The sequence below is a fragment of the Syntrophorhabdaceae bacterium genome, assembly GCA_036504895.1.
Classification (GTDB): Bacteria; Desulfobacterota; Syntrophorhabdia; order Syntrophorhabdales; family Syntrophorhabdaceae; genus PNOM01.
Window position 1 is genome coordinate 12,858 of the sequence record DASXUJ010000048.1, and the last position, 12,128, is coordinate 24,985.

Consider the following 12,128-nt stretch of genomic DNA (forward strand, 5'->3'; position numbering starts at 1 on the left):
TATCTCTCTATGCCCCTTCCGGTCCGGACGCCATGGAAGAGTGCCGCCGGTACAGGGCGACGGCGAAAAACGCGTCTTCATCGGTCCACAGGCCGATTGGCTCGAGGCCCGCACTACGGGCCATCCCGTCAAAGCCGGGGATCGTATGTTTATAAGAGTTTTCAGTATGAATACGCTCCCGGGCCCGGAAACCGATTGTCTCTCCGGCAACCCTCACCTTTTGGGGTACAAGACTCTCCAGATGCATCTCGATCCGTCCCCTCGAGTCGTTGTAGAAGGCGATGTGCCTGAAGGCGGTCACGTCGAAATCCGCCCCCAGCTCGCGGTTAAGGCGGGTAAGGAGGTTCAGGTTGAAAGCCGACGTAACCCCTGCCGCATCATTATAGGCGCGCTCCAAAAAATGAGGGTGTTTTTGAAGGTCGTACCCGATCAACAGCATGCCCTCCTCTTCCAGGAGATCCGCGAATTCGGCGAGCAGGCGGAATGTGGCCGCCGGCTCGAAGTTCCCTATACTGGAGCCGGGATAGAAGATTAGCCGCGTGCCGTTACCGGGCAGCGCCTTCCTGAGCTGCGCCAACTCCGCGAGGAAGTCCATTGCCACGGCGTTCACCGATACCTCCGGAAACGCGAGGGCCACCCCTGTGGCCGCGTCGATAAGATGGCGCGACGAGATGTCGACAGGGACGAAGGTGGAGACCGCCCCCGTCCCGAGCATGAGCCTTGCCTTACGGCACGCGCCCGCGCCGGGTTCTATGAGACAGAGGTCGCCGCCGGTCCGACTGAGTATCTCATCGACATGGCGAGTGAGGATCGCCATCTCCGTGCGGAAGAGGTAGTACTCGGGGGTTTCGCATATTTGCTCGAAAAGGGCTGACCCCTTTTCGTCATAGAGGTATTTGGGGCTGATGGTCTTGGGTGTTGACCGCAGCCCTTCCAGAACCTCCCTTGCCATGGACCCTGAAATCCCCGGCATGCGGGCTGCCGTGAAATTGTCGGATCCATTCCCGTGCCTGCCCATTTGCTTAACCATAAATACGCCTTCCATACCTTCTCCTGTCCGTCATAAAGTCTAAGGGTCCGCCACAGGCAAGGACCATGGGGGAACCTAATCACCGGTGTCGGGCAAAACAAGTCGCACTTTGTCAAGACAAAAATAATTGGAATAGCCCTATTGCAGGTCCTTGACAAACACCGGCAGAGGAACTATAAGGAAGGCAAAAGCCTTAATAGCCGGCAGCCGGGAGTCGGTCGTGCCGGATGAGGTGGGGATTGCACGGTCACGAATGGGCATGCGGTACCCAGATAAGATGTCGTGAAGGATTCGCCCGTAGATTGAACATGGGTTCACTCCGCGATGGGGCACGGGTGAGAACCTGAAAGACAGGGAGGTCGCCATGTGGACCAATATTGACCTCAGGAAATGTGTCTCCTTCATCGAATGTGGTTTCCAGGTAAAGAGCGAGGAGGGCACCTCCTCGCGAGTAAGACCGGCTATCACGATTTCGCGCATGACCGGCGCCGGCGGCCATGCAATCGCCTCCAAACTGGCTGACTACCTGCACTCCCGTTTTCCCCGGCAGGAGGAATGGACCGTCTTCGACCGCAACCTGGTCGGGAAGATCCTGGAAGATCACCACCACAACAAGCATATTGCAGAATTCATGCAAGAAGGCCATAAGACGATGCTCACCGACGTGGTGGAGGAATGGATGGGCTTGCACCCCGGCACGTGGACACTCGTGCAGCAAACGAATGCCACCTTGCTGAAGCTCGCTCAGATGGGCCGTGTGATACTGGTCGGTCGTGGTGCGAGCGTGGTTGCCGGAAAACTGGCCAACGCATTCCATGTGCGCCTGGTGGGGTCCCTGGAAAAGAGAATCAACCATCTGCAGCGGGTCCACAATCTCGATCAAAAATCGGCTCTGCGCCTCCTGAAAAAAGAGGACGAAGACCGCAGACGCTATCTCAAGGACAATTTCGACAAAGACATCGACGACCCCCTTCTCTACCACGTGATCATCAATACAGATCGTGTCGATCATGACCAAGCCGCCGGGCTTATCGGCGACGAGGTGATCAAGCGATTTAAACTCGCAAGCCAGGAAAAGTCGGCGGGAATCGCACGCACCAGGATTCAACATTAGGAGCTGATTTTCTGAGGGAGGCGCTGCCATGCGCGATATCATCCAGAAGATCATGGCGACCGAAAATGAGGCGAGGCTCATTGTCGAAGAGGCGGGGGCCGAAGCCGAGCGTATCCTGTCAGACGCCCGCAAGCAAGGGCAGGCGCTCATAGAAGCGGCCCGCCGCGAAGGGCTTGCTCAGGCCGAAAGGACCGTGGGGACAGCAATAGAAGAGGCGGAGAAAGAAAAGGAGCGCCGCCTTTCCCGGGCCGCGGAAGAGATCGACCGGGAGGTCCGGCTCGAGAAAGACAGGAAGGAGTCGGTCATCGAGGGGGTGGTGCGATGCGTATGCCGACTGCCATAGCCGACTCAGGCTCCGCGTGGGAACGACACGCGCCCCTGAACCTCGATTTTCTTGCGGTAAGCCTCCACGCACGGCGCAGCCGTATGGCCGAGGGGAAACGACTTGACGACATTAGCCGTATACGCAGCATGCCCGACCTTGTCCATGCCTTATTTCCGAAGACGGAGCTGAGTCGCCCTTCCGAGTTTCAGCGTCTCCTGGTCGACGAGCTGGTCCGTGAGCTGTCCGGTTTCACTATCCATCTTTTCGGGCCGGGAGCTCACCTGTTCAACTGGCTCCTCCTCCGGTTTCAGATGGAGAACCTCAAGGTACTGTTGAGGGCCGTCCTTACGGAGAAGCCTTTGATCGACCCGGAGGAGTACCTTATCGGCCTTCCTAAGGGCCTGGCAATCGACACCCGCGGCCTGGCAACGGCCCGGTCGCTTCAGGATTTTGTGCGGCTCATACCGAGGGGGCCGATTCGGGCTTATCTCGAAAAAGTAATTGCTCTCTACGATGATCATCCGCGCCCCTTCTTCCCGGAAGCAGCCCTGGATCAATTTTATCTCAAGGGATTGATGGCTAGGGTAGAGGCGCTCGCATGGGAAGACCGGGCGATTATCATGCCCATGATGCGTCAGGAAGCAGATATCTTTCTTCTCATGCTCGTGGTCCGGGGGAAATTTCACTATGGCCTGACGCCGGATATCCTCCTGCCCCTCCATATCCCGGCTGCGAGAATTTCGCGAACCCTCTTCACCCAAATGACCGCTGATAGCGACTTGAACACCGCGGTCATGCGTGCGGCGGGGAAGGTCCTCGATGAGATGCCCCCGGAGTGCGCTGCAGACGGCGGTTCGGTGGCAGAGACAATAGAAAGCGCGATTGTGGAGCGTCTCGCCTGGAGGCGATTCCTCCGCCTGTCCAACCTTGCCTTCCGCCGGAGCCACATCGGGCTTGGGACCGTGATGGGATATACCGGCCTGCGTCGCATGGAAGTGGCCAATCTCACCACGATTTCAGAAGGAATCGGGGGCGGGCTCTCCCCGGAGGCGATCCGGGTGCGCCTCATATCCCCGGCCGGGACGGAGGCGGCTCATGTTTAGACCTGTCTCCATGGTGAGGCTCGACGCAATCGTCCTTGAGCGGGATCAGTCAAAAGTGTTGAGGGACCTGGGAAATCTCGGGGTAATTCAGCTTACACGCACAAGGCCGGAACCCGACTGCGCGTCCCTTGCCGCCCGCGACCTTGCCCAATGGGACCGCGTGAGGGCTCGCGCCGCGGATCTCCGCCAGTCTTTGGGCATTGCCCCGTTGCCTGAAGAGCCGGAGGTGAAAGAGATCAGCCTGGCCCGCGCCGAAGAGGGGCTTCAATCAATCGAGGAAAAGGCTTCAGCCCTCCTGGAGCATCGCCGCCGCCTCGTCCAGCGACAAAAGGAGCTGACCGCACTCTGCGATCAGGTATCCTGCTATAGCGGTCTCGACCTTCCGCTCGGAGCGTCCGACCGGTTCCGGTTTCTCCATTTCGTCACAGGAAGCCTGCCGGAGGAGAAGCTCGCAGGGCTGGAAAAAGAAGCGGGAGAGAAGGTGGCGCTCCTTCCCGCCGCCCTTCGGAAAGGACGGCGCTCCCTCGTGGCGATCACCACCCTCGAGGACGCATCCGCCCTTCAACAGGTGCTTGAGCGGGCCGGTTTTCAGCACGAGGCCCTCCCCGCAGAGCCGGAGACCACGGTAGAGAGCTTCTCCGAGGAAAAAGCCGGCGAGCGGGAGGAGACGGCAGTCGAGCTGGAGCGCGTGGCAGGAAGCCTTCGGGAGCTCACGGAGGAGGCAGCGGGTGCGCTCCACGAGCTCGAACGGGGGGCTGACGTCGAATGCCGGCTCCTGGAGGAGGCACGAAAATGTTCGCGCACTGAAGCGGCGGTCATGCTCTCGGGCTGGCTCCCGGCAGATAACATGGCCCATCTCGAGGAGCGGATCAGGGAAAAGACGGGCGGCAGGTATGCGGTCCGGGCGACCCCTCCCGATGCCTCATCAGAGGAGGAGGTGCCGGTATTACTGCGCCATTCGCGGCTCCTGCGCCCCTTCGAGATGCTGGTCTCCAACTATGGCTTCCCCAGCTATGGTGAGCTGGAGCCGACGCTCTTCGTGGCCCTGAGCTATATCGTCATGTTCGGCATGATGTTCGGCGATGCGGGTCACGGCGCGGTCCTCGCCGCATGCGGTCTTTTCGCGCTCCTGAAAAGCCCTTCTGCAAAAGTACGGGATTTCGGCCTCCTCCTTCTCTTCGGGGGCTCGTCGAGCATCATCTTCGGGGCCATATACGGGAGCGTCTTCGGCATCGCCTTCTTCAAGCATTACGCCCTCTGGCACGATCCCCTGGAGGGCGACCCCATGCAGCTCATGTACCTCGCCATCGGGTTCGGAATGGTAATGATAAGCCTCGGCCTCGTGCTCAATATGGTGAACAGATTTCAGCGGGGCGATGTGATCGGCGGCCTTCTCGGCAGGTTCGGTGTCATGGGCCTCATATTCTACTGGGGAGCCCTTTTTCTGGTCATCGCGGGACCTGCCGTCCGGTCGCGGGGTCTTATGCTCATCGCCGTCCTGCTCCTCCTGGGGGTTCCCATCCTGGCATGGGCGATAAAAGAACCCCTCGAGCATATCCTCCGCCGAAAGGCTTCCCATGAAGGCGCAGAAGGAGGGATGGCTGCCGCACTGATAGAATCCCTCGTGGGCGCATTTGAAGGGGTGCTTGGCTACCTTGCCAATACGATAAGCTTCGTCCGTCTTGCGGCATACGCCATGAGCCATGCGGCCTTACTGGTTGCGGCGTTCGTTCTTGCCAAAGAGCTGGAGGGCCTTCCCCTTGGCAGCGTGTGGGGCGTCGTCGTAATCATTCTGGGCAATATGATCGCCATAGTTCTTGAAGGCATCATTGCCTCGGTGCAGGCGCTGCGTCTCGAGTATTACGAGTTCTTCGGCAAATTCTTTTCCGGCAGCGGCCAACCTTTCAAGCCTTTCAGGCTGTTCTCGGAGGACCGGTCCCCGGCGCCGTAGCCGAAGGATCACGCCGTCCGGAGGCCGGGACCCGGGCGGGCGGAAAAGAGAGTATGGGCCGGGCGCTTTAGCCCGCAAGAGGGGAGGTGTCATATGAGAAAGACGTCATACTGGCGAATAGGACCATGGGGAGCAATTCTCACGGGGGTAATCCTGCTCGGTACTGCCATGGCGGAGGAGGCCGCGAAGACAGGCGGTGCGTCGGCCGACCAGAATGGGGCGATCAGGAGCATCGGCTTTGCCGTGGGCGCCGCCCTCGCCATAGGTTTCAGCGTCCTCGGCGCGGGATACGCGGTGGGCCGCATCGGTTCCGCGGCGTTGGGGTTGGGGGCGGAGAAACCGGAGCTCCTCACCCGGTCCATCCTCTTTGTGGCCCTGGCTGAAGGATTGGCCGTGCTCGGCTTTGCTATTGCCATGATGCTGGTGCAGAAGATTTAGGAGGCATTGCGTGCAGTTTGTATGTATCGGCGATGAGGAGACGGCGCAGGGGTTCAGGCTGGCAGGCATCACGGTAATGGTGGTTTCCACCGCCGAGGAGGCTTCTACCGCGATGGAGGATAGTCTGGCACGTCCTGATTGCGGGATGGTGATCATTACCCAGACCGCGGCCTCCTTGATCCGGCCGAAGGTGGAGGAGATCCGTCTCGAGCGGGACCATCCGCTCATTGTGGAGATACCCGGTCCTGACGGACCATTGCCCGGACGGAGGAGTCTCCGTGAATTTGTGGCTGAGGCCGTGGGTGTGACGGTGGGATAGGAGGTATTCGGAATGGCGGTGAATCCGGATTCTGCGCATCTGTTATGCGAAGAGATCCTTGCCGTGGCGAGGACGCAGGCCGAAGAGATCCTTGCCGTGGCGAACAGGGAGGCGCGGGCCCTACTGGATCAGGCCGCTTTTCAGGCCAGCAAGGCCCGGGAGGAGGAGGATGACCGGGCGCGGACCGAGGCTGCCCGGCGAAGGGAGATCGTCGCGGCGACGATCGAGGTGGAGATCGGCAGGCTTCACTCGGAGAGGGTGGAAGTGATGCTTGAGTCCATCTATCACGAAGCGTACCGGCGGCTCGAGATGCGCGAAGGATTCGAATACAGGGAGACCCTCGTCGGACTTGCCTCTGCCGTGATAGGCAGGACAACAGGGGATCAGTTCGTGATAAAGATCTCGGAGGCCGACCGCGCCATATTCGGAGACGGAGCGCTCCGGGAGATCCTGGGGAGGGCCGAAAGGCCGGCAATCGAGGTGAGTGTCGCCTATGAGTCCGATTTTACGGGAGGCGGCATCGTGGTGGAAGACCGGGAGGCGCGCAGGGTCTGGGATAACCGTCTTATAAAGAGACTCGAGCGGATGTGGCCGGAGCTGCGGCGACTCATCGCGGCGAAGGTGTCCGTTATCCCGAACGCAGAATCAGGAGGGGACGGCCCATGACGGCATCGACACCGTTCGTTGAACCGACGGCGATCCGCATCAGCGGCCCCATCGTAACTGCCGAAGGGATGGCCGACGCGGGGATGTATGAAGTGGTGCAGGTGGGGAGTCTCGGACTCATAGGCGAGGTGGTGCGTCTCGTGGGGGACCGGGCCACCATCCAGGTCTATGAGGATACCACCATGCTCAAGCCCGGCGCGCCCATCCGGCGTACCGGTGCTCCCCTTACCGTGTGGCTCGGCCCGGGGCTTCTCGGGAATATCTATGACGGCATCCAGCGTCCCTTGCCCGGTATCCAGGCGCGAAGCGGCGCATGGATCCGCCGCGGCGAGAAAGTAGACCCCCTCGATCTGGAGAAATATTGGACCTTTGAGCCGTCGGTTTCGGCGGGTGACCTGGTGGGGGCGGGCAGGACCATAGGAACGGTCGAGGAGACGCCTCTCGTCTCCCACCGGATCATGATCCCGCCGGACATTTCGGGCGTGGTGAAATCGATAAAGGAAAGGGGAGAATACAGCCTGAAAGAGACCCTCGCCGTCATCGAGACCTCGACCGGCCCCAGGGAAGTGACCATGCTGCAGCGGTGGCCCTCCCGGCTGCCTCGCCCCATTTTCGAGCGGCTAAGGATCACGGAGCCGCTGATCACGGGGCAGCGCATCATCGACACCTTCTTCCCTATCGGCAAGGGCGGAGCCGCGGCCATCCCCGGCGGGTTCGGTACGGGAAAGACGATTACCCAGCACCAGCTCGCGAAATGGTCGAATGCCGAGATCATCGTCTTCATCGGATGCGGGGAGCGGGGGAATGAGATGACCGAGGTGCTCCGCGAATTTCCGGAGCTCAAGGACCCCCGCTCGGGAAGGCCCCTCATGGAGCGGACCATCCTGATCGCCAACACTTCGAACATGCCCGTGGCAGCGCGGGAGGTATCGATCTACACGGGCATCACCCTCGCCGAATACTACAGGGATATGGGGCTCAGCGTGGCGGTCTTCGCCGATTCGACCAGCCGCTGGGCGGAGGCCCTGAGAGAGCTGGCCGCGCGCCTCGAAGAGATGCCTGCGGAGGAGGGCTTCCCCGCTTCCCTGCCCACGCGGCTCGCCCAGTTCTACGAGCGGGGAGGAGCGGTTACCACCCTGGCGGGAGAGCGCGGCTCCGTGAGCATCGTGGGTGCGGTCAGCCCGCCCGGCGGGGACTTTTCGGAGCCCGTGACCCAGCATACGCGCCGGTTCATACGCTGCTTCTGGGCCCTCGACACCGAGCTGGCCAATGCGCGCCATTATCCCTCGATTCACTGGCTTCACTCCTACTCGGAGTACGTGGAGGACGTGGGCCCGTGGTGGAAGAAAGAAGATCCCGACTGGACAGAGCAGCGCACCGAGGCATTGACCCTCCTCCAGCGCGAGGAGCGCCTCCAGCAGATAGTGAAGCTTGTCGGACCCGATGTACTGCCCGATGCACAGCGCCTGATCCTTTTTGTGGCGGAGATCATGAAAGACGGCTTTCTGGCCCAGAGTGCCTTTGATCAGAACGACATGTATTGCGCCCCCGAGAAGCAGGTCGGACTGCTGCGCATCATTCTCACCCTCTATCGGAGGGCCCGGGACCTCATCCAGGAGGGCGTCCCCTTAAGCCGGATCAGGGGCCTGGGCTGTGTCTCCCATGTGCTCCGGGCAAAGGCCGCCTTCGGGAATGACGAGCCCGAAAGGATGAAAGGACTGGAGCAGGAAGTTCTCGCGGAAATCGAGACCCTTGCCAGGGAATACGGGAGGAAGGCCTCGTGATATGAAGACCCGGTTCGATGTAGATGACCTCGGATTGCAGTATGTGGGCGCCTCGCGCATCGAGGGACCGCTGGTCGTGGTGGAGCGGGTGCGGGACGTGGGCTACGACGAGACCGTGGAGATCCTCGACGGAACGGGCCGTCCCCGGCTCGGACGGGTGCTCGACATCTCCGGGACCCAGGCGGTGGTGCAGGTCCTCGAAGGCACCATGGGCCTCTCGAACCGGAGGCTCCGCACCCGGTTCCTGGGCGAGAGCTTTCGCCTTCCCGTGTCGCGCCGGATGCTGGGGCGCATATTCGATGGGCTCGGCCGTCCGATTGACGGGGGGCCTGCCGCCCTCTCTGCGGATAGGCGGGACGTGAACGGCATGCCCATCAACCCCTTCGCCAGGCTCTACCCCAGGGAATTCATACAGACAGGCCTTTCCGCCATCGACGGGATGAATGCCCTGGTGCGGGGCCAGAAGCTCCCGGTCTTTTCCGGCAACGGCCTGCCCCATGACCGCGTCTCCGCCCAGATCGTAAGGCAGGCGCGCCTCCTGGAGGAGGAGGTGGAGTTTTCCATGGTCTTTGCCGCCATGGGCGTGAAGCACGACGTGGCCGAGTTCTTCATCCGCAACTTCCGGGACTCGGGGGCCCTGGCCCGGGCCGTCATGTTCCTGTCGCTGGCCGACGCGCCGAGCGTGGAGCGTCTTATCACGCCCCGGGTGGCCCTCACCCTCGCGGAACACCTCGCCTTCGACTGCGGCCGCCACGTGCTCGTGCTCCTTACGGATATGACGAATTACTGCGAAAGCCTGCGCGAAGTGGGCACCGCCCGCGGCGAGATCCCCGGCCGCAAGGGCTACCCCGGGTACCTCTATTCGGACCTCGCCGGCATTTACGAGCGGGCGGGCAGGATCGAAGGCTCCCCGGGCTCCATCACCCAGATGGCCATTCTCACCATGCCCGCCGACGATATCAGCCACCCCGTGCCCGACCTCACGGGCTATATTACGGAAGGGCAGATCGTGCTCGACCGAGACCTCTTTCAGCGAGGGGTATATCCCCCCATCGCCGGTCTGCCGAGCCTGTCGCGCCTCATGAAGGACGGCGTGGGCAAAGGCTATACCCGCGAGGACCACCCGTCCCTCGCAAGCCAGCTTTTTGCATGTTACGCGTATGTGAAGCGGGTGCGCGGGCTCGCGGACGTGATCGGAGAGGAGGAGCTGAGCCCCGTCGACAAGCAGTACCTGAAATTCGGAGACGCCTTCGAGACGAGGTTTTTGAACCAGGGGGAATATGAGAACCGCTCCATAGAAACCACCCTGGAGCTGGGCTGGGACGTACTCTCCGCTCTCCCTCGGGACGAGCTGCATCGCGTGAGCGACGCCTTGCTCGAGAAGCACTACCGTCACGAGAAGGGAGAATCCGCCGGGATGGCGTGAAGGACGGACCCGGGCAGGAGGGGATATGGCAAAACTGAACATTGCCCCCACCAAATCGAACCTCCTCATGCTGAAACGGCAGCTCGAGTTCGCGGAGGAGGGCTATGACCTCCTCGAACAAAAGCGGCAGATCCTGATCACCGAGCTTATGAGCCGCGTGAGCCGTGCCTCCGAGACTGAGCAAAGCGCTGCTCACGCGCTTCACGAGGCCTTTGCTGCGCTGCGTGACGCCCGACTCGACCGGGGCGCCGGGGCAATCGATCGTGCCGCCCTCGGCGTGCGGATGGACCACCAGGTGGAGTTGTCGGAGCAGCACCTCATGGGCATGAGGGTCCCCCGCGTGACGGTGCGCACGGAGCCGGTGAGCGTCCAGTTCGGCCTCGAAGGGACCTCGCCCAATGCCGACACGGCCATGAGCCGTTTCATAGAAGTCCTTCCCCTCCTTGCCCGCCTGGCGGAGCTCGAAAACGCAGTGATGCGCATTGCCCGCGAGCTCAAGAAGACCCAGCGTCGCTGCAACGCCCTCTCCAAGATCTTCATGCCCGTCTATCGCGAGACCATCGCCTATATCACGGGCTCCCTCGAAGAAAGAGAGCGGGAATCGTTCATTATCCTCAAGATGATCCGGGACCGCCTGGAGCACGCCTCCTCTGAAAGCGACGGCAGGAGCTGACCGGAAGGAAGGCACATCCTTTCGGCGAGCACATATTGTGGCATCTCAAATCTCTTGAATCTTTCTCCCCACGATCCACGCCTCGATAATTTTCAGATCTTCTCGTTCATATCCGGCGAATTCAGGGTGGAGCCTCACCGTATCGAACACCGCGTCGCTCTCCGATCTGGGATTAGCTTCGACTATCTCGAAGCCTGCCTCTTCAAAAATCTTCAGATAGTCACTATGTCTCAACCTGTTTTGATACTGAAAGGAGGGGGAATATTTTCCCCATTCTTTTTCGGAATATTGGAGAAAATTATAGGGTGTGATGCTTCCGTCGAAGTAGTGCCAGTGGTCGGCGTAGCCGATGAAGCAGGAGACGATGCCGCGGGGGCGCAAGATCCTCCTGCACTCTGCAAGGAGAGGGAGAAGATCCTTCCTGGGCACATGCTCGAGGACCGTATGGGAATATATGAGGTCGAAAAAGTCCGAAGGGTAGGGTGTTTGCGTGAAATAGAGGGGCGCCGCATAATGGATTTTGGCCATATCGGGGTATTCGTGCCACAGGCGTTCATATTGACGACGGGCATGATTTACAAGGTCCTCTCTCCGTAAGGGGAGCACATCGGCGCAATGGATCTCACGGAAACCGTGGAGGCTCATCTTCATAGCCATGGAGAGCTCGCGCCCGCACCCGACTTCGTAGCAGAAGTCGCCTTCCGAACGATATCGGTGATAGTAGCCGAGGTGGGTTAAGGCAGCGCTTCGTTTTTCCCGGAATTGAGCATCCGACATAGGAAGGCTGTGGACGATGCGGCGCTGGAAAAAATAATTGAGGGCCCCGCCGCAGGGGAGGCGGCTGAAAGCTGCCTGAAGGAGCCACTTCAACTTCCACTTCATAGCGCAAAGCATACATTATCTTATTCGGTCACGCAAAAGTTTTCTTAACGAGGACGCCGCGAAGGCCCACATAGCCAACGAGCCCCCGTTGACACCCAACCGGCCCTCCCGCGGCCGATCGCAAAGGGTCCATTCAGCGTTACGTAGCTCGCACAGCGAGCGAGAGGGTGAGGCTCAGACGGCTTTGCCGTCTGAGCCTCAGTAGGCGCCTGAAGCGGGGGGCGACGTGAGCCCCTTGAACGCTCCGGAAGCTTGACGTAACTGTCATAATGATGAATAACTATAACCGCAGCTTCCATGGGTCCCCTTAACTGGGGGGCACCCATGGCGGGCACGGCGGAGAATACCCCCGGGAGATCCTGCGGCAGCTCGGACGCGAGACCCTTCCCTTCCCTGCCCGTCCCGGAACAATACAGG

Annotated in this window: 12 protein-coding genes; 10 read left to right on the top strand and 2 right to left on the bottom strand. The window is 60.8% G+C overall.

The genetic code is table 11. The annotated features are described in order from the left end of the window. Window positions 1-7: 7 nt before the first annotated feature. Window positions 8-1,045 carry an L-histidine N(alpha)-methyltransferase gene (egtD, locus tag VGJ94_05845; protein HEY3276122.1) on the bottom strand — a complete coding sequence of 346 codons (1,038 nt, stop codon included), beginning with the start codon at window positions 1,043-1,045 and terminating at the stop codon, window positions 8-10. A 349-nt stretch (window positions 1,046-1,394) separates the two neighbouring features. Here egtD and VGJ94_05850 point away from each other — a divergent pair, with 349 nt between their 5' ends. The 10 genes from VGJ94_05850 to VGJ94_05895 all read left to right on the top strand — a co-directional run bounded on the left by VGJ94_05850 (window position 1,395) and on the right by VGJ94_05895 (window position 10,829). Then, window positions 1,395-2,144 carry a cytidylate kinase-like family protein gene (locus VGJ94_05850; protein ID HEY3276123.1) on the top strand — a complete coding sequence of 250 codons (750 nt, stop codon included), beginning with the start codon at window positions 1,395-1,397 and terminating at the stop codon, window positions 2,142-2,144. A gap of 28 nt (window positions 2,145-2,172) precedes the next feature. Beyond that, window positions 2,173-2,487 carry a hypothetical protein gene (locus tag VGJ94_05855; protein ID HEY3276124.1) on the top strand — a complete coding sequence of 105 codons (315 nt, stop codon included), beginning with the start codon at window positions 2,173-2,175 and terminating at the stop codon, window positions 2,485-2,487. Beyond that, entirely contained in the window at window positions 2,466-3,572 is a 1,107-nt protein-coding gene (locus VGJ94_05860; protein ID HEY3276125.1) for a V-type ATPase subunit, read from the top strand. The genes VGJ94_05855 and VGJ94_05860 overlap by 22 nt, the downstream gene beginning before the upstream one ends. Next, the gene (locus VGJ94_05865) at window positions 3,565-5,523 is read left to right on the top strand and encodes a V-type ATPase 116kDa subunit family protein (GenBank protein HEY3276126.1); all 1,959 of its coding nucleotides are present in this window, start codon (window positions 3,565-3,567) and stop codon (window positions 5,521-5,523) included. Before VGJ94_05860 ends, VGJ94_05865 begins: the two co-directional genes overlap by 8 nt. A gap of 93 nt (window positions 5,524-5,616) precedes the next feature. Continuing rightward, entirely contained in the window at window positions 5,617-5,961 is a 345-nt protein-coding gene (locus VGJ94_05870) for an ATP synthase subunit C (protein ID HEY3276127.1), read from the top strand. Between the two features lie 10 nt (window positions 5,962-5,971). Then, window positions 5,972-6,280, top strand: coding sequence for a V-type ATP synthase subunit F (locus VGJ94_05875; GenBank protein ID HEY3276128.1), 309 nt, complete (start codon window positions 5,972-5,974; stop codon window positions 6,278-6,280). Window positions 6,281-6,292: 12 nt separating this feature from the next. Continuing rightward, window positions 6,293-6,946: a V-type ATP synthase subunit E family protein gene (locus tag VGJ94_05880; GenBank protein ID HEY3276129.1), complete on the top strand. Its 654-nt coding sequence runs from the start codon at window positions 6,293-6,295 to the stop codon at window positions 6,944-6,946. Then, entirely contained in the window at window positions 6,943-8,730 is a 1,788-nt protein-coding gene (locus VGJ94_05885) for a V-type ATP synthase subunit A (protein HEY3276130.1), read from the top strand. The genes VGJ94_05880 and VGJ94_05885 overlap by 4 nt, the downstream gene beginning before the upstream one ends. A 1-nt stretch (window position 8,731) precedes the next feature. Beyond that, the gene (locus VGJ94_05890) at window positions 8,732-10,156 is read left to right on the top strand and encodes a V-type ATP synthase subunit B (protein HEY3276131.1); all 1,425 of its coding nucleotides are present in this window, start codon (window positions 8,732-8,734) and stop codon (window positions 10,154-10,156) included. A 25-nt stretch (window positions 10,157-10,181) separates the two neighbouring features. After that, complete coding sequence (locus tag VGJ94_05895; protein HEY3276132.1) at window positions 10,182-10,829, top strand: V-type ATP synthase subunit D; 648 nt, start codon at window positions 10,182-10,184, stop codon at window positions 10,827-10,829. 45 nt (window positions 10,830-10,874) lie between these two features. Here the strand turns inward: VGJ94_05895 and VGJ94_05900 are convergent, their stop codons facing one another. Beyond that, window positions 10,875-11,723, bottom strand: a complete 849-nt coding sequence (locus tag VGJ94_05900; protein ID HEY3276133.1) for a methyltransferase domain-containing protein — start codon at window positions 11,721-11,723, stop codon at window positions 10,875-10,877. Between the last annotated feature and the right edge of the window lie 405 nt (window positions 11,724-12,128).